This window comes from Pseudoalteromonas sp. P1-25, assembly GCF_001401805.1.
GTDB lineage: Bacteria > Pseudomonadota > Gammaproteobacteria > Enterobacterales > Alteromonadaceae > Pseudoalteromonas.
The window spans coordinates 1-22,899 of record NZ_LKDW01000011.1 but is presented as its reverse complement, the minus strand read 5'-3'; the positions used below and the strand labels follow the sequence as shown (position 1 = coordinate 22,899).

At 41.9% G+C, this 22,899-nt stretch carries 20 protein-coding genes and 2 tRNA genes; 12 read left to right on the top strand and 10 right to left on the bottom strand.

Annotation, left to right across the window (positions count from 1 at the left end; all coding sequences use genetic code 11):
• Window positions 1-9: 9 nt before the first annotated feature.
• Both ubiE and AN393_RS08845 read right to left on the bottom strand, forming a co-directional pair.
• Complete coding sequence (gene ubiE / locus AN393_RS08850) at window positions 10-765, bottom strand: bifunctional demethylmenaquinone methyltransferase/2-methoxy-6-polyprenyl-1,4-benzoquinol methylase UbiE (protein ID WP_004587478.1); 756 nt, start codon at window positions 763-765, stop codon at window positions 10-12.
• Between the two features lie 95 nt (window positions 766-860).
• The gene (locus AN393_RS08845; protein ID WP_055015558.1) at window positions 861-1,847 is read right to left on the bottom strand and encodes a diguanylate cyclase domain-containing protein; all 987 of its coding nucleotides are present in this window, start codon (window positions 1,845-1,847) and stop codon (window positions 861-863) included.
• A 356-nt stretch (window positions 1,848-2,203) separates the two neighbouring features.
• Here AN393_RS08845 and AN393_RS08840 point away from each other — a divergent pair, with 356 nt between their 5' ends.
• Window positions 2,204-3,982 (top strand): DUF885 family protein, encoded by a 1,779-nt coding sequence (locus AN393_RS08840; RefSeq protein WP_055015559.1) that lies wholly within the window; start codon window positions 2,204-2,206, stop codon window positions 3,980-3,982.
• 96 nt (window positions 3,983-4,078) lie between these two features.
• Entirely contained in the window at window positions 4,079-5,560 is a 1,482-nt protein-coding gene (locus AN393_RS08835) for an FMN-binding glutamate synthase family protein (protein ID WP_055015560.1), read from the top strand.
• Window positions 5,561-5,593: 33 nt separating this feature from the next.
• On the opposite strand, the gene mtnK is transcribed toward AN393_RS08835, so the two are convergent.
• Complete coding sequence (gene mtnK, locus AN393_RS08830) at window positions 5,594-6,811, bottom strand: S-methyl-5-thioribose kinase (protein ID WP_055015561.1); 1,218 nt, start codon at window positions 6,809-6,811, stop codon at window positions 5,594-5,596.
• Between the two features lie 128 nt (window positions 6,812-6,939).
• On the opposite strand from mtnK, the gene mtnA reads away from it, so the two are divergent.
• On the top strand, window positions 6,940-7,965 hold the full coding sequence (gene mtnA, locus AN393_RS08825; RefSeq protein ID WP_055015562.1) for an S-methyl-5-thioribose-1-phosphate isomerase: 1,026 nt from the start codon (window positions 6,940-6,942) through the stop codon (window positions 7,963-7,965).
• A 54-nt stretch (window positions 7,966-8,019) separates the two neighbouring features.
• On the opposite strand, the gene AN393_RS08820 is transcribed toward mtnA, so the two are convergent.
• The 3 genes from AN393_RS08820 to AN393_RS08810 are packed head-to-tail and all read right to left on the bottom strand — an operon-like array spanning window position 8,020 to window position 9,865.
• A complete protein-coding gene (locus tag AN393_RS08820) occupies window positions 8,020-8,562 on the bottom strand; it encodes an acireductone dioxygenase (RefSeq protein ID WP_055015563.1) in 543 nt (180 codons plus the stop codon).
• On the bottom strand, window positions 8,559-9,242 hold the full coding sequence (mtnC, locus tag AN393_RS08815; protein WP_055015564.1) for an acireductone synthase: 684 nt from the start codon (window positions 9,240-9,242) through the stop codon (window positions 8,559-8,561). The genes AN393_RS08820 and mtnC overlap by 4 nt, the downstream gene beginning before the upstream one ends.
• On the bottom strand, window positions 9,242-9,865 hold the full coding sequence (locus tag AN393_RS08810; RefSeq protein ID WP_055015565.1) for a methylthioribulose 1-phosphate dehydratase: 624 nt from the start codon (window positions 9,863-9,865) through the stop codon (window positions 9,242-9,244). The genes mtnC and AN393_RS08810 overlap by 1 nt, the downstream gene beginning before the upstream one ends.
• Before the next feature lie 212 nt (window positions 9,866-10,077).
• On the opposite strand from AN393_RS08810, the gene AN393_RS08805 reads away from it, so the two are divergent.
• The 3 genes from AN393_RS08805 to AN393_RS08795 all read left to right on the top strand — a co-directional run bounded on the left by AN393_RS08805 (window position 10,078) and on the right by AN393_RS08795 (window position 13,468).
• Complete coding sequence (locus AN393_RS08805) at window positions 10,078-11,220, top strand: methionine aminotransferase (RefSeq protein ID WP_055017871.1); 1,143 nt, start codon at window positions 10,078-10,080, stop codon at window positions 11,218-11,220.
• Window positions 11,208-11,981 (top strand): amidohydrolase, encoded by a 774-nt coding sequence (locus tag AN393_RS08800; RefSeq protein WP_055015567.1) that lies wholly within the window; start codon window positions 11,208-11,210, stop codon window positions 11,979-11,981. Before AN393_RS08805 ends, AN393_RS08800 begins: the two co-directional genes overlap by 13 nt.
• 68 nt (window positions 11,982-12,049) lie before the next feature.
• Complete coding sequence (locus tag AN393_RS08795; protein ID WP_055017917.1) at window positions 12,050-13,468, top strand: mannose-1-phosphate guanylyltransferase/mannose-6-phosphate isomerase; 1,419 nt, start codon at window positions 12,050-12,052, stop codon at window positions 13,466-13,468.
• A 28-nt stretch (window positions 13,469-13,496) separates the two neighbouring features.
• Here AN393_RS08795 and AN393_RS08790 read toward each other — a convergent pair whose 3' ends face one another.
• From AN393_RS08790 to AN393_RS08780, 3 genes are all read right to left on the bottom strand, one after another.
• On the bottom strand, window positions 13,497-15,653 hold the full coding sequence (locus AN393_RS08790) for an ATP-binding protein (protein WP_055017916.1): 2,157 nt from the start codon (window positions 15,651-15,653) through the stop codon (window positions 13,497-13,499).
• 116 nt (window positions 15,654-15,769) lie between these two features.
• Complete coding sequence (locus tag AN393_RS08785; RefSeq protein ID WP_055015568.1) at window positions 15,770-16,426, bottom strand: response regulator transcription factor; 657 nt, start codon at window positions 16,424-16,426, stop codon at window positions 15,770-15,772.
• A 225-nt stretch (window positions 16,427-16,651) separates the two neighbouring features.
• Complete coding sequence (locus AN393_RS08780; RefSeq protein ID WP_055015582.1) at window positions 16,652-17,017, bottom strand: histidine triad nucleotide-binding protein; 366 nt, start codon at window positions 17,015-17,017, stop codon at window positions 16,652-16,654.
• 88 nt (window positions 17,018-17,105) lie between these two features.
• Here AN393_RS08780 and AN393_RS08775 point away from each other — a divergent pair, with 88 nt between their 5' ends.
• Window positions 17,106-17,717, top strand: a complete 612-nt coding sequence (locus AN393_RS08775) for a DUF2057 domain-containing protein (protein ID WP_055015569.1) — start codon at window positions 17,106-17,108, stop codon at window positions 17,715-17,717.
• Between the two features lie 168 nt (window positions 17,718-17,885).
• Here the strand turns inward: AN393_RS08775 and AN393_RS08770 are convergent, their stop codons facing one another.
• Window positions 17,886-19,730, bottom strand: coding sequence for a M1 family metallopeptidase (locus AN393_RS08770; protein ID WP_055015570.1), 1,845 nt, complete (start codon window positions 19,728-19,730; stop codon window positions 17,886-17,888).
• Between the two features lie 133 nt (window positions 19,731-19,863).
• On the opposite strand from AN393_RS08770, the gene murB reads away from it, so the two are divergent.
• The 5 genes from murB to AN393_RS08745 all read left to right on the top strand — a co-directional run bounded on the left by murB (window position 19,864) and on the right by AN393_RS08745 (window position 22,897).
• Entirely contained in the window at window positions 19,864-20,874 is a 1,011-nt protein-coding gene (murB, locus tag AN393_RS08765; RefSeq protein WP_055015571.1) for a UDP-N-acetylmuramate dehydrogenase, read from the top strand.
• The gene (birA, locus tag AN393_RS08760; RefSeq protein ID WP_055015572.1) at window positions 20,871-21,863 is read left to right on the top strand and encodes a bifunctional biotin--[acetyl-CoA-carboxylase] ligase/biotin operon repressor BirA; all 993 of its coding nucleotides are present in this window, start codon (window positions 20,871-20,873) and stop codon (window positions 21,861-21,863) included. The genes murB and birA overlap by 4 nt, the downstream gene beginning before the upstream one ends.
• Window positions 21,860-22,579 carry a type III pantothenate kinase gene (locus AN393_RS08755; protein WP_055015573.1) on the top strand — a complete coding sequence of 240 codons (720 nt, stop codon included), beginning with the start codon at window positions 21,860-21,862 and terminating at the stop codon, window positions 22,577-22,579. The genes birA and AN393_RS08755 overlap by 4 nt, the downstream gene beginning before the upstream one ends.
• A 117-nt stretch (window positions 22,580-22,696) precedes the next feature.
• A tRNA-Thr gene (locus AN393_RS08750) sits at window positions 22,697-22,772 on the top strand.
• Window positions 22,773-22,812: 40 nt separating this feature from the next.
• Window positions 22,813-22,897 (top strand) — tRNA-Tyr (locus AN393_RS08745).
• Window positions 22,898-22,899 lie beyond the last annotated feature (2 nt).

The window sequence follows — 22,899 nt, the reverse complement described above, 5'->3', positions numbered from 1 at the left end:
TTGCCTGCCTTAATATTTAAAACCACGGTGCAGTGCAACAATACCACCGGTTAGGTTTTGATACGTTGTTTGTTCAAAGCCTGCTTCTTCCATCATTGCTTTTAAGGTTTCTTGGTCTGGGTGCATACGAATCGACTCAGCTAAGTATTGGTAAGACTCGCTATCGTTCGCCACTACTTTACCCATAGTTGGTAATAGGTTAAACGAGTAAAAGTCGTACGCTTTACTTAAAATTTCATGCTCGGGCTTGGAGAACTCTAATACCAATAAACGTCCACCTGGCTTTAAAATACGGTACATAGAGCGCAGAGCTTTGTCTTTATCGGTTACATTACGTAGGCCAAAGGCAATCGTGATCACATCAAAACTGTTATCTGGAAATGGCAGCATTTCGGCATTCATTTGCACGTAGTCGATATTGCCAACTAAGCCCAAGTTGTGCAGCTTTTCACGGCCCACTTTTAACATAGACGAGTTAATATCGCCTAAAACCACTTGGCCGGTATCACCGACGAGTTGGCTAAATTTTGCTGTTAAATCGCCAGTGCCGCCTGCTAAGTCAAGGACGTGGTGGCCTTTGCGCACACCAGAGCTGGCTATAGTTTGACGTTTCCATAAACGATGTACACCAAAAGACATTAAATCGTTCATGACATCGTACTTTGCTGCAACCGAGTGAAATACGTCTGCAACCATTGAGGCTTTATCGTTTTCGGCTACGGTTTTATAGCCAAAATGCGTGGTCTTTTGCTCTGTTTCGTTCATGATTAGTCTCTATCGTGGCAATAAAGACTAGTGTACTTGATTGTATACTGCAGGTGCAATTTGAATATGATTTATCAGGTAATTTAGCGTAAAACCTAGTGGCCAGCTGTAAAGCTACTTTGCCCCAGTGAGCGTGCTTTAAATGCCGCTTGCGAGGCTTTTTTAGCTAACTGGTTAAAGTCATCATTTTTGAGCTGCTGCGCTATACCTAAAGATAAGTTTATGCCAGGTAGCTTAGTGCCACTTTTAGAGCTAACAAAACGAAGTTTTTCTACGCCATTACGCACTTTTTCAGCAATAACGTTGGCGGTTTCGGGGTCTATATCTGGCAGCAATACGGTAAATTGATCCTTTGCTGTGCGCCCAGGTAAACCACTTTGAAAGACATATTTTTTTACTTGTTTAGCCACTTTGTTCAATATCACTTCGCCAATGATGTCGCCGTAATTATCTACAAAATGATCTAAATTATCTATTTGAATAGCAATTGCGCAAATTGATTTGTCTTGCCTGCTCCATACTTGGGTTTGCTGTGTTAAATAATGGCGTTTATACAGCCCCGTTTGCGAGTCAATAATGTGTTGCTTACGTAATTGCGCTAGCTGCTTTTGGGTTTTTTCGTGCAATTTTTTTGCTTTGAGTAGCTCGTGTTTAAAGTGCTTATGCTGCTCAAGCAAGGTAGCAGATTGCGTGTTTAACGTATCGAGTGCTTGGCGGCTTTGCTCTATATTGTTCTCATCAAGCGAATGCATGCACTCACTTACTTGGCCGGCAAAGCTAGTAATTTGTTTTTCGGTTGATTGCGCATTGCGTGATAGCGAGTCAATAACCCCGTTTACGTTATTGATCATCGCCACTTGCGTGGTATGCCCTTCGTTTAAAAACTCAAAGTAGAGCTGCTCAATAAAAATACTATCGATATGCGCTTTATTAGTAATGGCTTCGTCTATGGTGTTATTTAGCTCAGTATTTACTTTACTAATGTAGGTATAAGCAACGTGATAATTTAGCGGGGAGGGGGGTAGCGTATGACGTTCTAAAAACAAGCATACATTCGTCATTTTTTCTTGTGCTACAGCCATGGAATCATGGAACATCATTTTAACTACCAACTAAGTACGCATTAAATTACACATTAAAATAACTCTTCAATGAGGCGGTGATGCATCCAAGCTTTATTGTTTTTTACTACAATAATCGTTAAGAAGGCTATTTAAAAGTAAAAACCAGTATTAGTGAACTTAAATTTTTACTTTTGCAGCCTAATAGCTGAATTTATCATCAAAGAGCACGTATTTAGCTTAATTTAGGCTGTTTCAGCTTGTGGCGGCCGGCTCCAACTAAGCGTGTGTGATTGAGATTAATCGCATTTATCTTGCTATTTACTCAGCCTACGATAGTTTTGTGAAATCTATTGTATGGTCAAGTAAAAACTAAAATGAATTATTCCTTACCCCCGCGAATTTGCCGCACACTAATTGCACTATCACTTTTTGGTACGCTAAGCGCCTGTACATTAACAAGCCCCAACGCTAACACACAATTTGAGCAAGTGGCGCAAAGTATTGTTGATTACCGCCAAAGTGTTAATCCCTACACGCACCCAGAAGGGGTTGATGGCTATTTATTACCAAATTTATCGGCTGAATTTTTAAAGCAACAATACGAGGAAAAAACAGCTTTATTAAGTCGCTTAGATGCAATTGATAGCGACCAGCTTTCAAGTGAAAACAGTATTAACCTCAGTATTATTCGTGCGCAAGTACAAAACAGTGTTGATGAATACGTATTTAATGCGCATTACATGCCGTTAACCTCTGAGTATGGGTTTCATTCTAGCTTGTCTTACATGATTAATAGTTCGCAGTACAAGCAACCGCAACAGTTAGAAACGTATTTAGCTCGCCTTGAACAAGTGCCACGCTTTTTTGAGCAAAATATACACTGGATGAAAAAGGGGCTCGAAACGGGGCTTACTCAACCACAAGCGGTACTAGCAGGGTATGAAGACTCAATAAGCGCATACATAGTGGATGATGTAACACAGTCAGACTTTTACTCCCCGTTTAAAACGAACACGGCAGGGCTAAGTGAAAACGACTTTAAAGCGCTGCAAAAAAAAGCTAAACGTATAATAAAAAATGATGTAATTGCTTCCTATAAAGCGTATTTAACATTTTTTACTACGCAATATAAGCCCAGTGCGCGCACTACAATTGGTATTTCGCAAACTCCAAATGGTAAGGCGTTTTATAAAAACCGTGCCCAGTATTACACAACCACCAACATGAGCATTGATGAAATACATCAGCTGGGTCTCTCAGAGGTGGCGCGTATTCGCAGTGAAATGGAAGAAATAATAAAAGAAGTCGGTTTTAAAGGCACATTTGCCGAATTTATTCACTTTTTACGTACCGATCCGCAATTTTATGCCACCACCCCAGAGCAGCTTTTAAAAGAAGCAGCTTATATAGCTAAAAAAATGGATGCGCAACTACCTAAGTTATTTCATACATTGCCGCGTATGCCTTATGGCGTTGCGCCCGTGCCCGAGAGTATAGCCCCAAAATATACAACTGGGCGCTATGTTGGCTCGAGCCGAAGCGATCAAGCGGGTTATTATTGGGTTAATACCTACGCGCTAGATAAGCGCCCGTTGTATGTATTAGAAGCACTCACTTTACACGAAGCCGTACCTGGTCATCACTTGCAAATATCACTTAATGCAGAGCTTGAAAACTTACCAAGCTACCGCCGCGATGCTTATCTTTCGGCTTTTGGTGAAGGCTGGGGGCTTTATTCTGAATACTTAGGTATAGAAGCCGGTTTTTACCAAGACCCATACAGCCGATTTGGCCGTTTAACTTATGAAATGTGGCGTGCAGCACGTTTAGTGGTTGATACGGGTATGCATATGTACGGCTGGAGCCGCGAACGCGCTATGAACTTTATGAGCGAAAACACGGCGCTTTCATTGCACAATGTTAAAACCGAAACTGACCGCTACATTTCATGGCCAGGGCAAGCGTTGTCGTACAAAATTGGCGAGCTGACTATCAAGCGTTTACGTACAGAAGCTGAGCAAGCGCTTGGAGCGCGTTTTGATATACGTGAGTTTCATCATCAAGTTTTACGTCACGGCTCAGTGCCACTATCTGTGCTTGAGGAGCAAGTGCGTTTATACATAAAAACTGAGCTTGAAAACACGCAAAGCTAATTCTCAAAGAGTATAAACCTTGAACAACGATAGGCGTTGTGTCATTTTGACGCAACGCCTTTTTTATTTTTAAAAACAGCCATCAAGGGGGGTTGGATGAGCGATTTTATTATTTTTAGTATTGATGTATTTGCGAGCATTTTTATCGTTGCACTGGGGTTAATTGTTCTTACCGTTATTGTTTTTTATTTCCGTGATATTACCCAAACAAAGCATGCAATTAGACGAAATTACCCAGTAATTGGCCGCTTTAGATACTTTTTTGAACGCCAAGGCGAGTTTTTTAGGCAGTACTTTTTTGCCCTCGATAGAGAAGAAATGCCGTTTAATCGCGCAGAGCGAAGTTGGGTGTACCGTGCTGCAAAAGATGTCGATCGTACCGCGGCGTTTGGCTCTACACAAAGCTTAGAGGTGACTGGCACCGTAATGTTTATGAATTGTGCGTTCCCTACCTTAGATGAGGAGGCGCTTGACCCAAGTAATGTCACCTTGGGCCCTTATTGTAAAACGCCGTATACCACCAACTCATTGTTTAATATATCAGGTATGAGCTTTGGTGCGCTCTCAAAACCGGCTGTTAGAGCGTTATCAAAAGGGGCAAAATTAGCCGGCTGTTGGATGAATACCGGTGAAGGGGGGTTGAGCCCTTATCACTTAGAGGGCGGCGCCGATTTGGTGTTTCAAATTGGTACGGCTAAATATGGTGTGCGTGATGAGCTTGGAAATTTAAGTATCGATAAGCTAAAAGAAATAGCGGCGCATAAAAGCGTAAAAATGTTTGAGCTTAAATTAAGCCAAGGTGCCAAACCAGGTAAAGGCGGTATGTTACCTGGTAAAAAGGTTAATGCTGAAATTGCTAAAATAAGGGGCATTCCTGAGGGCAAAGATTCAATTAGCCCAAATGGGCACCCAGAGATTAAAAAACCCAGCGACATATTAGATATGATTGCCACGGTGCGAAACGCCACAGGTAAACCTACCGGATTTAAAGCGGTTATTGGTGATTACACTTGGCTAGAAACGCTATTTGCAGAAATAAACCATCGCGGGCTTGAATCTGCACCGGATTTTATCACTATTGATAGTGCCGATGGGGGGACGGGGGCTGCACCTCAACCATTACTCGATTCGGTCGGGTTACCGCTGCGTGAAAGCTTACCGCTGGTTGTTAATATGCTTGAAAAACATGGCTTAACAGGGCGGGTTAAAGTAATTGTATCGGGTAAGTTAATTGTGCCCTCGAAGGTGGCATGGGCGCTTGCTTTGGGTGCTGATTTTGTTGTTTCTGCCCGTGGTCATATGTTTGCGTTAGGCTGTATACAGGCCATGCAATGTAATAAAGACACCTGCCCAACCGGTGTCACTACCCATAACGAGCGGCTACAGCGTGGGTTAAATGTTGCCGATAAAGCCCAGCGAGTTGCCAATTACAATAAATATATTCATTACGGCGCTGGCTTAATTGCCCACTCATGTGGTGTAACGAGTGCGCGGGAGTTAAGGCGTAAACACGTGCGTATAGTACAAGAAAGCGGGCTGTCGGAGCCACTTGATAAAATTTACGAAAATTACCACTAATAAGTAGTAATAAAGGCGCTTTAGCGCCTTTTGTTAATTTAGCTGGCTTATTAATAAACTAAAAAATGCCTCTTTATTGTCGCAGCGTTTGGCATTTAAAATGAGCTGCTCACCTAAGTTCAGTGTCTGTTTTTGTACTGCAAGGCGCGTATTTTCATCTTCAATACTGTCAATATCAACTACATGTGCAAGCCCTATGGTGCGCCTAATTAGTTCTGTACCACAATACCCTATGGCGTCTTGTAATACGGTTTTCATAAAATACTGAGGGTAGCCTTGGGTATTGAGCGTTTGATCTGTGCTGTGATTGGCAATTAAAGATAGCCATTGTTGCTCAAATAAATTATAGCTTTCAACAATGCAGCTGAGTAAATACGTTTGATAGTTTCGCCGCGCTACAAACTCTTCAATATGCCCTGCTTGGGCGCAGTAATTTAATAGTAAATTGCCAATAAAAGAGCCTATATCAAAGCCTACAGGACCAAAAAAGCCAAACTCAGGGTCAATTACTTTAGTGGTATTACTATCTACAAAAATACTGCCGCTGTGCATATCGCCATGCAGCAATGTTTGTGGGTTAGATAAAAAATTTGCTTTTAGTTTTGCAACTTCTAACTTAAGTGCCGTGTTATCACGAAGAGCTTTTACCTGCGGGGCTAGCTGAACAGGAAAATTATTGCGCTCGTGATCTATGTACGGATCGCTAAAAAATAAATCTTCGGTTATTTGGCAAAGCTCAGGGTTAGTAAATTGCTGTACTAGTGCTTTTTTATGCTGAGCGGTTAGGTAAAAATCAGAATTATAAAACCCGGTATGGCTTAAATACGTTGCGACGTGCTTGGCTAATTTAGGAAATTGCTCCGCATTATTTTGTGCGGTTCGCAATATTTGTAAGTGGCCTAAATCTTCTAAAATGGTGAGTGCGTAATCTTGATTATAGTGCAGTACTTTAGCAGTGCTTTGCGGGCAAATAGCACCGTGGTTAAGTAACACTTGTGCCTCAATTCGAGCTCTATCAAGCGTGAGAGGCCATGATTCACCTACACAACGAGCATACGGCAATGCTTGCTTTAAAATAATACTGTTATGGTGCTCATCGCTAATTCTAAATACTAAATTAAGGTTACCGTCACCAAATTCGTATGCAGTTAAGTGTGCGCCAGCTTTAAAAAAATCATACTGCTTAGCGTCAATTAGCGAATTTACATATTCAATAGCGCGTTGTGCATTAAACGCAACATAATTAGCCATAGTGAGATCTCAAATAACCGTTTTAGGCATTCTATACTTTTAAATGTTTAGATGTCTATAAGTCTAACTTGAGAGTTATTCAAACTGATGTAAAATAGCCTTACGCATTTTATTTAAGCAGCCCAATCATGCAAAACCTAATCGCAAGCAGTTTAAAATATGAAAACGGCACATTAAATGTGCTTGACCAGTATTTACTTCCCCATCAGCAGGTATGGCACGAATGCCATAGTGTTGAGACGATGAAGGAGCTGATCGTTAGTTTAAAAATTCGTGGTGCCCCATTAATAGGCTTAGGTGCGAGTTTGCTCGTTGCTCACTTAGCTGAGCAAGGCGCTACAAAAGCGGCGCTTGGTGCTGCAATTAATGAGCTGGAAGCCACACGCCCTACGGCGGTTAATTTAATGCATTGCATGGCCGCATTACGAAAAGCGCTTAAGCAAAGTGACTTTGTAACTAATATAGTAGCCACTGCCGAGCGCCTATTTATTGAAGACATTGAGTTATGTGAGCGTATGGCAACGCGCGGTGCTGAGCTTATAAACAGCGGCGATAATATTTTAACCCATTGTAATACCGGCGCATTAGCGACTGCTGGTATTGGCACAGCGTTAGGTGTTATTTATAAAGCGCAGCAGCAACATGGCAATATACATGTATGGGTGGATGAAACGCGCCCATTATTGCAAGGTGGGCGCTTAACCGCGTTCGAACTTGAACGCTGGCAAGTGCCTTACACGCTTATTTGCGATAACATGGCTGCCAGTCTAATGGCCGCAGGCCGGGTTGATAAAATAGTGGTAGGGGCTGACCGTATTGCCGCTAATGGCGACTTTGCTAATAAAGTAGGCACGTATAATTTAGCTGTATTGGCCCATTTTCATGATATTCCTTTTTATGTTGTCGCGCCTTTAACTACGCTTGATACACAAACGACTTGCGGTAGCGATATAGCAATAGAGCAACGCAGTAGCGCAGAGGTACGTGGCGTAAGTGGCAGTTTTGGTACGGCGCTGTGGGCACCGACTCATGCCAATGTGTATAACCCCGCATTTGATGTAACACCTGCAAAATTAGTAACAGCGTGGGTGTTAGATACCGGTGTTTACGATAAAAATGATGTAGAGAGTGGGGCGTTAACAGCGCTTAAGTAGTTTTTAAACACTGCCCCACTTGTCCCTTCGTGGAGCGGTGCTGTGCCACTTTTGCTATGCGAGTAAAGGAAACCGCTTCGCAATTTCAGACTCGGTGCTTTTTGCAACCCAGCCCTCGGTATTATTAAATAATCGAATGGCGGTAAATTCTGGGTCGCTCCCCATATCAAACCAGTGTGGGGTAAGGGCTGGCACCGAAATTAAGTCACCTTGCTGGCATAATACTTGGTAAATTTTAGCACTTATATGTAAGCAAAATAATCCTTGGCCTTTTACAAAAAAGCGAACTTCATCTTCATTATGAGTGTGCTCAAACAAAAACTTTTCTCGCATTTGTGCCGCTGCAGGGTTACCTTTGGCAAGCGAAATAACATCCACCGTTTGATAGCCATTTTGCGTTTTTAAGCGCGTTATATCATTTTTATACGCTGCAATAATTTGCTCATTTGTCGTGTGCTCATTAATGGGCGCAGCTGCTTGCCATTGCTCAAAGCGTACATTTACCTTTGCTAATTGTTGAGTAATTTCGGTTAAATCGTAGGTGTTTATCAGCGCATTACTTGGATTATTGTTAGCATAAATTGTTAATTGGCTCATGCATATTGCTCCAATGTAACTGCGCTAAAGTCATGTACGTAGGGGTGTGTGGTGCGTGCTTGGCCATCTCGTATTAAGTGTAAGGTTTTAAGGCCAGCGGCTTGGGCAGCGTCTAACTCTGCCGCTACATCACTTAAAAATAGTACTTCATTAGCATCAAACGGCAGTTGGTTAACTATGGTGTTATAGGCTGCTTGCTCTTGCTTTGCGCCGACTTTGGTATCAAAATAATCGTTAAACAGGGGGCGAATATCGCCATAATCACTGTATTTAAAAAGTAACTGCTGCGCCCTTACTGAGCCTGATGAATACACATAGAGTGCGGTGCCTTGATCGTGCTGAGCTTGTAAAAACTCAAACGCATCTGCGTATAAATGGCCTTTAAAATCACCGTGCTCGTAGCCCGTTTGCCAAATTAGCCCTTGTATTTGCTTTAAAGGGGTAATTTTTTTATCTTCTTCAATCCACTTTAATAATACGCTAATGACAGTTTCTATATCGGCATCGGGCTCATTAATAATGGCTTTTACTGCAGCTATTTGTTCAGCGACTTGGGTTTTATTTTCGTTTAAGCGTATAAATGTTGCTAATTGTTTGGCTGCATACGGAAAAAGCACCTCTTTAACAAATGAGATACGTGTGATGGTGCCTTCAATATCAGTTAAAATTGCCTTTATCATTATAGCTGTGCCCCAATACCTTCTATTTTTAACCGTTCTAGCTCGCAACTAAATAAAAACTCCAGCCCCTCTAAATGACGAAGTGCTTGTTTGTAATTACTCCCTACTACATAAACGCCATGCCCACGAATTAACACGGCATGCTCAATGGGTGTATGTAAGTGGTGATCGCTAAGGAGTAAGCTTAAACGTTCTATGTCTTGGTCGTTTTCAAAAATAGGAATGCTGAGCGTATCTAAATGCGAAGTTACTCCACTGAGTGACTTTTGCATTTCGTAACCGCTTAAATTTAATGCATGGCTTTTAATTACACGTGACAGGACGGTGGCTGCTACTGAGTGAGTATGCAGCACCACGTTAGCATGCGGAATAAGCTTATACATGCCTAAGTGCAGCTGCGTCTCAGCCGATGGGTTGCCTGCACCTTTAGTGCGATTACCTTGATGATCAAGCTCAATGAAGGTGTGTGTACCAAGCTGACCTTTATCAAAGCCGCTAGCGGTAACCACGAACCCGGTTGCGGTGCGCGCCGAAAAATTTCCGCCGGTGGCGGGAACCCAGCCTTTTTGACTGATCCATTTTCCAGCTTCAATAAGTTGCGAAATAGCGGTATTGTTGTGCATACATTCCTCACCAATGAGTGTAATACCAAGGCGCAATAATAATTAATGCTTTTGAGGCGCTAAACCATACGCTAGCTGCGTTTTTACTACCTCAAAATAGCTCAGTTAATTAAGCGAATTGATATAAAGCTATTTAATTTTAGACGGCTATACTTCTGTTTTAAGCAATGATAGCATCGCTTTAAGCGCAAAACCATCATTAAGGGCCTGTCGTGTTTGAAAGTAAATTACCAAATTCAAGTGTTAGTATATTTAGCCAAATGAGTGGCTTAGCAAGTCAGCATTCGGCAATAAATTTATCGCAGGGTTTTCCTGAGTTTGATGCGCCAGAGTTACTGAAAAACCAACTGAATTTTTATGTTCAGCAAGGGGTTAATCAATATTCGCCATCCAGTGGAGTACCCCGTTTACAACAACAGATAGCCAATTTGGTGGCGCGTAAATATGCGGCAAAAATTGATGCAGCTGAGCAAGTTACAGTTACATCGGGCGCCACCGAAGCATTGTTTGTCGCTATTCAAACTATAGTACGCCCCGATGATGAAGTCATTGTGTTTGACCCCGCCTATGACTCTTATCAACCAGCCGTTGAGCTTGCTGGCGGTAAAACTGTTCATATTGCACTGCATGCACCCGATTATGCTATTGATTGGCAAACTGTTCGCAGCGCAGTGAGCAAAAACACGCGCGCTATAATTATTAATACGCCACATAACCCAAGCGGTAAAGTACTTAAAAGTCATGATATAAACGCGCTTAAATCGTTAGTAAGCGATCACAATTTATATGTCATAAGTGATGAGGTTTACGAACACATTACTTTTGACGGCGACATACACCTAAGCATGCTTTGCGATGAGCAGCTACGTGAAAAAAGTTTTGTTATATCAAGCTTTGGTAAAACGTTTCACAGCACCGGCTGGAAAATGGGTTACTGTATTGCCCCTGCACCGCTTGCTACTGAATTTAGAAAAATACACCAGTATGTTACTTTTTCAAGCTTTACACCTGCACAACACGCGTTGGCCGACATGCTTGAGCAACAAGGCGAGCATGTAGATGCGCTAAGCAATTTTTATCAGCAAAAGCGCGACTTACTAGCGCAGCACTTAAGTGATAGCCGTTTTACTATTTTACCAAGCCAAGGTACGTACTTTTTATTACTTGATTACAGTGAGGTGTCTGATCTTAATGATGTAGATTTTTGCCACTGGCTAGTAGAGCAAGCTGGGGTTGCTGCTATTCCTTTAAGTGTGTTTTACAAGCAACCTTCAAATGATAAAGTGATTCGACTGTGTTTTGCTAAAAACGATGAAACTTTAATAGAGGCCGCGCAAATATTATGTCAACTTTAACGCTTACACTCGTTCAAAGTACGCTGCATTGGCTTGATAAAGACGCCAATTTAGCCATGTTTGATAAAAAATTAGCAGAGATAACCGCTAACCCTGATTTAATTTTACTACCTGAAACTTTTGCTACTGGTTTTGCAATTAATCTTGATTGCGCAGAGCCCGAAAATGGCAAAGTGCTAAGCTGGCTAAAAACCCAAGCACACAAACATAACGCCGTTATTGCAGGGTCAGTGTTGGTTGCACAAGGCGATAAAAAAGCAAACCGGTTTTATTGGGTAAAACCCGATGGTGAGGTGAATTATTACGATAAACGCCATTTGTTTCGCTTAGGGAGTGAGGGCGACTATGTCGTAGCAGGGCAAGCGCGTAAGATATTTGAAATTAATGGCTTTAAGCTATTACCGCAGGTGTGTTACGACCTGCGCTTTCCGGTTTTTCAGCGTAATAATAACGACTACGATGTAATGATAAACGTAGCCAACTGGCCTGCGGTTCGTCGCCATATTTGGGATACATTATTAATGGCGCGCGCTATGGAAAACCTGTGCTATGTAGTAGCCGTTAACCGTGTTGGCGACGATGGCAATGGTGTGGCGCATAACGGTGGCACGGCCGTGTACGACTTTAAAGGCGATACGGTCGCTAAAGCAAAAGACAATACACAAGAGTTACTCACTGTAACGCTTGAAAAAGCACCGCTCGATGATTTTAAAACCGCGTTCCCCGCTTATTTAGATGCCGATGCGTTTACCTTGGTATAAATCGCTAAGCATTAGCGCCTAGCCAATAAAGTGTTAAAATAGCCGCTGATATGTTTATTGGCGGCTCTATGAATACATCCCTTATTACACCGGTTATTTTAGCGGGTGGCATTGGCACTCGGTTATGGCCGCTTTCTCGCCAAGCTATGCCCAAGCAATTTTTACCCTTGCTTGATAACACACATTCGTTATTACAAAGTACGTTAGCGCGTGTATCAGGCAAGGGGTTTGCAAAGCCAATACTCGTGTGTAACGAACAGCACCGCTTTATTGCTGCTGAGCAAAGTGCACAAGTAAACCCTCGTGCACTGTTGTTAGAGCCGCAAGGTAAAAATACCGCTCCGGCCATTGCGCTGGCAGCACATTACGCGCTTCAGCAAGATATAACAGGGCCAATATTGGTGATGCCCGCCGATCATCATATTGAAAACTTTGCTGAGCTCACACTTAAATTAAATGATGCGGTTAAGTTAGCTGAGCAAGGTATGCTAGTTACATTTTCAATTACACCTACCAAGGCGCACACTGGGTTTGGCTATATAAAGCAAGGTAGTAAAATATCAGGCTCAAATTGTTTTGAAGTCGCTGAATTTAAAGAAAAGCCAAATCTAGCTACGGCGAAAAAATACTTAGCTGAAGGCGGTTATAGTTGGAATAGCGGCATGTTTTTATTTACGCCACGTGCGTATTTAAATGAGCTTGAACGTTTTGCGCCAAAAATAGCGCACAGTGTAAAAGCGGCATCTCAGTTTTCACACGACTTAGGCTTTATAAGGCCGGTAAGTGAGCCACTTAAAAACTGCCCAAGTGACTCTATCGATTACGCTATTTTAGAGCGCAGTAATAATGTAGCCGTGCTGCCTGTAGCGCTTAATTGGAGTGATGTAGGCAGCTTTAGTGCTTTGGCTAGCCTTATAAAAAAAGATGCATATGGCAATAATGAAAACGACAGCCATACCGCGCAAAATAGCACTAATAATTTTGTTATAAGCGAAGACGATCACAGCGTTGCTACCCTTGGGGTCAGCGACTTAGCTATTATTCATACTCACGATGCCACCCTCGTTGCTAATAAAAATAAGCTTGACGGTCTGCCTTTATTGCTCAAGCAATTAGCGGTATGCCAAAGCGATAAACTCAACCACCATCAGGTTGTGTATCGGCCGTGGGGTAACTACCGCACCTTAGTAGCGGGGGCAGGATTTAAAGTTAAAAAAATAACAGTTAATAGCGGTGCTAAACTTTCGACGCAGCGCCATCAGCATCGTGCAGAGCATTGGGTGGTGGTATCGGGTATTGCTGATGTTCGTATTGATGAGCAAACATTAACACTCAACCATGACCAATCTTGCTACATTGCAGCAAAACAAATACACAGTTTAGCGAATAATCAAAAAGAGCCGCTAATTGTCATTGAAGTACAGACTGGCGCCGTACTAGATGAAAGCGATATAGAGCGATTTGATGATAAGTATGGAAGGGAGTAAACAGCTTAACCTGTAATAGAAAAGCCCATTAACTTAACTGCCCGCGCACGTACTTTAAGTATTGTTCTAGGCTGCGCTGCCATAGCTCTAACGCCTCATCTAGCAGGTTATTATGGGGTTTGTTATCAAGCAAACGACGCTCTATTTTTTTAAGCTCAATACCGTAGCGGTTAAAGCCTAATTGCAGCGCGGTGCTTGCTTGGCGGTGCAATAATTTAATGCACTGCTCTGGTTGCTGGTCAATTAGCTCTTGGCAGCGGGTTAGTTTTGTCCGTGCGGAGAGTACAAATTCATTGTAAATCGACGACACTTCGTCCTCACTAAATGAGCTAGTTAGTGTTTCTGCTGCGGTTTCGTCGTATAAGGTGTCTACTAGCTCTACAGCTATATTTGCAGTTTGATTTGATTGTGAATCACTCAGTGCTTGGCGAAGTTTTTGCTGCTTAATTGGTTTGCCGACTATGTCTTTTATACCCAAAGCTAAGTATTCTTTTACCTCATCAGGGCTTAAGCTTGCTGTAAAGGCGAGTACGGGGGTGCGCTGGTTTTTATGCTCCAACCGCTGCAGTCGTTTTAACACCTCTTGACCAGTAAAGTCAGGTAGGTTCATATCCAGTAAAATAACGTCAAAGTGATGTATTTGCATTATTTCAATAGCGCTTTTACCATCTTTGGCGAGTTTTATTTTATGTTCATCTTCAGCCATAAACTCAATGGCAATTTTTTGATTTAAATCTAAATCTTCGACGAGTAGCACTTCTAGGCCAGTTAAGTAGTCTTTGTTTTGATGGCGCTGCTCTACCAAGCTAAGCTCCCCTAGCGTAAACGTAGTAGTAAAGCTAAATACGCTACCGGTGCCTAATTGGCTGGTTATTTCTAAGCGGCTTCCTAGCTTTTCGAGCAGTCGGCTGGTTATTGCAAGCCCAAGACCGGTACCGCCTTTTTCTTTACCAGCGCTACTTTGTACGTAGGGTTCAGTTAAGTACGCTATTTCGTCTTTTTCGATACCTGGGCCTGAGTCTTTAACACTAATTTTTATGGTGTGTTCAAGGTGTTTGTCGCTTATCAAATCAACCTGAATTTTTACTATACCGTGGTCGGTAAATTTTATGGCGTTACCTACAAGGTTAATAATTATTTGCCTTAACTTTTGCTGATCGCAGTAGTAACAAGCTTGCTCAGGGATATTACATACCAGTTCAAACTTAAGCTGTTTTTGCTCCGCTAATGGGCTGAGCAATAAACACAAATTATTTAACCAGGTTTTAAATTCAATATCTTCTTCGTAAAGTGCTTCATCGCTTTGGTCAAGGCTTGCGTAGTCGAGTACTTTATCAACCAATAAATTTAATGACTCGGCCGAATTAATAATAGCCTCACAATAGGCTTTATTGCGGGTGTCGGTGCTTTGGTTCATAACTAATTGGGCGCTGCCCAATATGCCATTAAGAGGGGTGCGAATTTCGTGGCTAATAGTTGATAAAAACAGACCTCTAATTTCTAAATCTTTTTGGGCTTTGTCGGCCAGTTTGTTGAGGTTTTTTTCCCTGCGCTCATTACACATTAGCGCCATGCCGGCAGCATAAAACATCGGAGCAATAACGCCATTTAAAAACAGTAAGCTGCTAAACCATGGGCTTTGCAATAACTGGGGCTGTTCAATATTAGCCATAAATAGTGAGCGGCTAATAAAACTCAGGGCAACTAACGTTAATATTAAAATATAAACAATGGTGCCATTGGGGTAGGGTTTTCGAGCATATTTAATAAATAAAAACAGCAAAAACGCGGCTTCAGCAATGTGCTGTACATCTGAGACGTAAATCCGTTCGCGTAATGAAGGGTCAAAAAACGAATAATACCCTAACATGACGGCACTAAACGCAGTAAATGCACACAGTAGTTTAAACCCAGGCCCCTTATAATCTAAAAATTGGCATATGGCCAAACTGTGCACAACCGATGCGCCAAACATCATGCTACTGGCGATACTAATCACAATAAGGTTGTGTGTTTTACCAATTAGCGTAAAGCCAATGACTGCGCCCAGTAATAAAACCGGGTAAAAAATATAAAGCAGCGTACCCGGGGTGTTTTTGTTTGTGCGCCAAGTTAAAAAGTTAAGAAGAGTCATTACAATGATAACGGCAATGCTGGCAAAAAAGAGGGTAGAAGAGTCGAGCATAAAGGTTCCAGCAATGGGTACTTCAAGTAGAGTAATAAAAAGCGAATAATTTAACAAGCATATAGCACAAACAAAAACAGGCACCCTAAGTGCCTGTTTTTAAAATACGAAATTGATTAACGAATTTCGTCTGGAATATTTTGTTGAGCCCAAGATAGTAGCTCAATACGGTTACGACACTTCGTTTTTCTAAAAGCGCTGTATAAATGTGTTTTAACGGTATGTGGGCTGATGCTTAGATCTTCAGCTATTTCTTTGTTTTTAGATCCCTTACTCATTAACGAGATTATTGCTTTTTCTCGTTTAGTAAGTTTAATTGGCTCTATATCGCCTTCGGTCAGCTTGTGCAGTGCATCTTTATTGAACTGCAGCATGCGGTTCAGCGCATTACACATAATGTCACGTCTGTACCAAAGCTGATCTTCTAAAAGTAAGCGAATACCTTTCATTAATACATCAGCGTTATCAGTCGTATAAAACACGCCACGAATACCGCTCAAAAGCGCGCGGTTAGCAAGCTCAGGGTTTTCGTCTAGGTTAAATAATACGATATCGCACTTGGTGCGCAGGTTAACTAACTGCTCTTTTAGTTTACTCCATGCATCGTTACTTGATGTTTCAATAAACAGTAATCGAGTCCCTTCTGGTACATCTAAAATATTTGTACCCGTGGTTACGTCAAGGCCTTGCGTTTTTAACAAAGGTTCTAAAACGTTAATGCCAATGGTGTTAATTGGCTCTTGATCTAATAACAAAAAGGCTGAACTGCTCATGTTTTTATACTCTTTTTATAAAGCTGACTAGTTAAGTTTACCACGACTTCCACACCTTTTGTATTAGAAAGTCCGGTTTCGCCTTGTGAACAAGTACGATTTTACGATTATTTAAACATAAAATGTTGCAAATAAGTAATTATTTTTCACTTTATATACATGGTAAACAATAACATTTGTAACTAGAGAAATACCAATAATTCCAGTGAATTTTTATTATTAATTTTATATTTTTTTAGCATCTTGATATGGAGGCCAGCCCATTTCTTTGCCTGCAAGCATATGTAAATGTATGTGATACACGGTTTGCCCGCCGTGTTTATTGCAGTTCATTACAACTCTGTAGCCGTCTTCACTAAAGTTAAACTGCTTGGCTAACTTTGCAGCCACTTCGTATAAATTTCCAACTAAATGAGAGTTTTCGCTATTTATATCATTAATAGTTGCAATTGCTTTTTTTGGAATAATTAACACATGAAAAGGGGCTTGTGGGTTTATATCTTTAAATGCAAGGGTAGTTTCGTCTTCGTAAATAATGTCTGCAGGGATTTCACGGTTAATAATTTTTGTAAATAGGGTCTCTGTGCTCATAATCGTTTGAATGTAAGGTTTGAATTTAAAGTCACTAATGACAAATTTTGTTTGCAGTGTCAAACTCAAAACAAATAAAGGAGTTTTTATGCGTAAACCAATGTTAATAACCTCAGTTGCGGCATTCTTGATGAGTATGTCGGTGTATGGCGCAAATATTCACTTCCCTGAAGAATTAGTGCCCTTACAAGTCGGCGAAAGAGTGATTGAAAGCTCTCTATTTAGTCGAGTTGATGATATTGAACTTGCCTCAGGCTCTTATCGGTTAAAATTAAAGTACACCGATTTATACGAGACAGGCTTTGACGACCATGAGGTAATTGAGTCTGAACCTTTTTGGGTAGATATTACTGTTGATGATAACAAAGATTATGACATGGTGTTTAATCGTGCCGATAACGCAGTATCAGCAAAAATATTTGCTGAGGCACCGCAGGTAAGTTTAAAAGCAAAGGGAGCTGCGGTTGCACAGCCGCTTAGTGTTATTTCAAATACACAGCTGGCAAGTAAAAAGCCTGCTTTACAAAAGGCGGTGCCAGCGGGCCCAGTGCGTCCAAGCCAACCTATTAAGCCTATTGCGCCCATTAATGGCAAAGGCATGCCAAGTGCACCGCAAATGCTAGAATTTTGGTGGCAACAAGCAACGCTGGCTGAACGAAAAGCCTTTTTAGAAAAGGTAACCAACCAAGGCGCTGAATAATAAACTTATCTCAGCTACTAATTTTAAGCACTAAATGCGCTGAGCTTAGTTACAGTTTTTAGTTTGAGAAAATTACAGTATTAAAAAAGGCCGATAAATCGGCCTTTTTTATTGGTTTTACTGTTTTACCCTAAAGGTGTGAACACCTTTAGGGGCGGCACAGGTTGCTTATTTATCAAATAAAGCGTCGATGGTGCCTTGAGCAAGTGGGTGGTAGCCTGGGCGTGCTTTGATGTATACATCGTGTGCCCACTCACGCTTACCATTTTTAATAAGTGCTTTGTATAATGGCACAATTAGCTTACGACGACCTATACCTGATAAGTGCTTATCAAGCGCTGGGTAAATAGGTTGGTAACCATTACCTACCGCTAACATAAACCATGCAAACGCGCGCTCTGCATTGGTTGATTGCGTTAGGTTAAATTGCTTATCAAGCTCTGCCATTTTATCTAAGCTTAAGTCGCGTGGTAGGTTGTTTAAAAAGTGTAACCATTCGTGCACTGTCCACTGAGCCGTAGGTAATTGTGCAGCGTTTGATTCACCTTTTAGCCATGCCGCGCTTGCTGCATCTACTTTGTCAAACGCATCAGATGTTGGGTTTGGCGCATCGCTTGGTAAACCAGGCTCAAAAATCCACTCATTTACTTTATCCATGCTTACAACGCCTGGATATTTTTCAATTAAGTTAGCTTTTAAGTAAGTAACAAATTGCGCAGTCGTCAGCGATTTGAAGGCAAACTCATTAAAGTAGGTCTTAACAAAGTCATCAAACTTATCACGGCCGTATTTTTCTTCTAGGTAGATTAAAAATAGCTGCCCTTTAGTGTATGGCACTGAGCTAAATGCATCATCTGGGTCACGGCCATTAAGTTTTAAATTAAGGCGGGTATCAGGTGCGTCAATCGTTTTAAGCTGGGCACGTAAACCTGCTGCATCTAAAGCTTGCTCCATTACAGCGCGGTCGCGGCCAAACACTTCTTCCATAATGCGGTTTTCAACGTATGAGGTAAACCCTTCGTTTAACCATAAATCTTCCCACGTAGCGTTGGTAACTAAGTTACCAGACCAAGAGTGGGCAAGCTCATGCGCAATTAAGTTAACTAAGCTTTTATCGCCTGCTACTACGGTAGGAGTAATAAACGAAAGTCGCGGGTTTTCCATGCCACCAAACGGAAAGCTCGGCGGTAACATTAATAAATCATAGCGGCCCCATGCATACTCACCATACATTTCGTTGGTTTTGTCGATCATGGCTTGGGTGTCGTTAAACTCGGCAACCGAAGCGTCTAAAATTTCAGGCTCGGCAAATATACCAGTTTGTTTTGACATGGCTTTAAATTCTAAATTACCTGCACCAATTGCAATTAAGTACGGCGAAATTGCTTGCGGCATATCAAAGTGGTAGTCGCCATCTTTGTATAGCGCATCTTTGTTATCGGCGCTCATTACGGCACGTATATCTTTTGGTGTATGTATACGAGCAGAGTAAGTAACGCGCATGGCAGGGGTATCTTGTACTGGTAACCAGCTACGAGCGTGAATAGCCTGCGATTGGCTGTACATAAACGGGTGCGTTTTGCTGGCTGTTTGCTCTGGTGTTAACCATTGCAGGCCAGATGCTTCTGGGCGGCTGTTGTAGTAAATACGTACTTTTGGCGCTTGGCTTTTTAATGTAATTGTTAGTTTTGAGCCTTTAACATCATCGCGCTCAGCCAGTGTAAATTTAGCTTTGTGCCAATCACCATTTGCTGTTTGGTACATAACTTTATCAATGTCTAAGTCGCGGGTATCTAGTACCAGCTTTTTACTCGTGTCATTGTTCCACTTTAGCGTGTGCTCAACAAAACCTTCTAATTGCTTGTCGGCAAAATCGACATCTAAATCAAGGTTTAAGTGTGTTGTTACCACATCATCTAGGTTGGCGTATGAGTTTTGATCAATCGCGTTTGCCATTGCTTGCGAGCACATACCGGCCATAGCGAGGCTTAAAAAAAGAGGTTTAATTTTCATAAAATACCCTGAACACTAATAATAAGTGCAGGTTTTATATCATGATTGATACAGCGGGTTGAGTGATTTTTACATTCTTTGCGACAATAAGGTAAACTACTGCGATTAGTTACCAGTACACTCAGAGACCTTTGTGGCGCACTCATTAAAACCTTTACATACCTTTGCACTAAACAATCAATGCCAGCATTTTGTTGAAATAACCTCGGTTGAGCAACTTAAAGCACACCGTTTTAGTGCTCCGTTTTGTTTATTAGGGGAAGGTAGCAACACAATATTTTTAGAAAACTACACAGGCACCGTCATTAAAATGGCCACTAAAGGTATTACTATTACCGAGCGTGAAAATGACGTACTGGTGAGTGCAGCTGCGGGTGAGAACTGGCATAACCTTGTAAGCTATTTACTTGATAAAAATATTGCAGGGCTTGAAAACCTAGCCCTTATTCCGGGCACTGTTGGGGCGTCGCCGGTACAAAACATTGGTGCTTATGGTGTTGAGCTCGCCCAATTTGTAGAGTCGATTGAGTACATTGATATAGCCACTAAAAACAAGGTGACTTTAACTAACGCTCAATGTGAGTTTGCTTATCGTGATTCTATTTTTAAGCACGCCTTAAAAAATAAAGCAGTGATCACTCAAGTCAATTTAGCATTGCCTAAAAAATGGCAGCCAGTTTTAAGTTATGGCCCACTCAAAGTATTGCAAAACCCCACCCCTAAAAAGGTATACGAGCAGGTTATTGCAATTCGTAACGCTAAGCTGCCAAACCCATACACTTTAGCCAACGCGGGTAGCTTTTTTAAAAATCCGATTATTAGCAATGCGCGTTTACAAGCGCTACTTTTGCGCTTTGCCGATGTACCGCATTACCCTTATGGAGAAAGCCATCACAAAGTGGCAGCAGGTTGGTTAATTGACCAAGCCGGCTTGAAGGGCTACGCAGTAGCAGGTATTGAGGTGCATAAACAGCAAGCGCTGGTATTAGTTAATCATGGTAATAGTAAAGGTAGCGATTTAATCACTATGATCACGCACATACAAAATACGGTATTTGCACGTTACGGCATAACGCTAGAGCACGAAGTAAGGCTTATAAACACACATAGTGAATGCCATATCATTACGGAGCATGCTCAATGAAAGCACCTGATGGGAATAAACTCGCTATATTAAATGCGCTTAATCAAGGTGGCTTTATATCGGGCCAAGCCCTTGGCGAGCAGCTGGGTATAAGCCGTGCGGCTGTGAGTAAGCATATTCAAACATTGCAAGATATGGGACTCGACATATTTAAAGTGACGGGTAAAGGTTACAGTTTAAATAATGCGGTGGGCTTGCTAAACCAAGGCAATATAACTAAGTATTATCATGCGTTAGGCGCAAATAAAGCCCAAGTAGAAGTGCACCCTATTATTGATTCAACCAACAGCGAGCTAATGCGCCGTATTCAAAATAAAGCAGCGCTTGAGTCTGGTACTGTAGTGGTTGCCGAAATGCAGCAAGCTGGGCGAGGAAGGCGAGGGCGTGTATGGCAATCACCGTTTGGGGCTAACTTATATTACAGTTATTTTTGGCGGTTAGATGATGGCCTACAAGCAGCTATGGGTGTATCAATTGCCGTAGGGCTTGCTGTATACGATGCCATTAAAGCTCTTTACGGTATTGATATAGAGCTTAAATGGCCAAACGACATATACATAAATAAGCAAAAGCTAGCGGGAGTGCTAGTTGAGCTAGATGGACAACCACAAGGCCCTTGTCAGCTAGTCATTGGTATTGGCATTAATCTACACATGCCGCAAAACACCAGCGAGCACATTGACCAAGCATGGACCGACTTAAGCCAACATACCACCGCGCTTGATAAAAACCAGTTAGTTGCTTCTCTTACCTATTACTTAGAGCAGCGTTTGGCAGATTACCAGCAAGATGGACTAAACAGCATGTATGCCCAGTGGAACGCGCTCAATGCCTTTGCGGGTGAGTGCGTAGAGCTCAATACTGGGCACAGAAGTTGGCGGGGGATTTGTGAAGGTATTGATCAGCACGGCGGAATACGTATCCGCCAAGACGGCGAAGTAAAAAGTTACTACGGCGGTGAAATCTCGTTAAGAAAGGCTAAATTATGAAGCTGTTGATAGATGTGGGTAATACATCATTAAAAGCGGCCTTATGGCACGAGCAACAAGCAACGCCCGTGACTATAAACAACGTGCCGTGGCAGGCAATAACGGCTGTTGTGTATGCCTGTGTAGGCAAAAGTGAACTATTAAATGATGCGCTCACATTAGCTGCTAAAAAAAATATTCCGTGTTTTGAGGCGCATGTTAGCAAAAACCTCAGTGGGCTAAGCTGCGCATATGACCAGGTTGGCAATTTAGGCATTGATCGCTGGCTTGCGTTGGTGGCGGGTTTTACACTTTACCCTAATACCCCCTGTATTATTGTTGATGCCGGCACTGCAACCACAATTGATGTATTGAGCGGTGAAGGCGAGCACTTAGGGGGCTGGATATTACCTGGTCTTGATTTAATGACTCACTCATTGACACAAAATACCCAACGTGTGTTTGATGATGCTAATACCCCCTTTTTAAATGAGTTAGGGAAAAACACACCCAATGGATTAAAAAATGGCGCGCTGGTGGCAACATTAGGTGCTATTGAGCAGGCCAAATATCAACTTAAACAGGTAACAGCAGAACAAAAACCACAAATTTTGTGCGCTGGAGGTTATGGTTTGCTGTTACAACAGCAAATAAATGGCAGTATTTTTGATTCTTTACTCGTTATGAAAGGATTAAATTACTGGTATGAGCTCAGTAAAAACGACGAAAAACAGTAAAATTAAGCACTTTTGCATGAAATCTGAGCGTTTAAGCTAAAAAATTACATTTTTTTTAATTTTATAGTTGCATCATAATAAACCTTACTCTAATATCTCGCCCCGTACTAAAGCAGTGCCGACTTAGCTCAGCTGGTAGAGCAACTGACTTGTAATCAGTAGGTCAACCGTTCGACTCGGTTAGTCGGCACCACTTTCCTTTTACCGAAAGTGAATTAGTAAAGAATTATCGTGGAGGGGTTCCCGAGCGGCCAAAGGGATCAGACTGTAAATCTGACGGCTCAGCCTTCGCTGGTTCGAATCCAGCTCCCTCCACCACT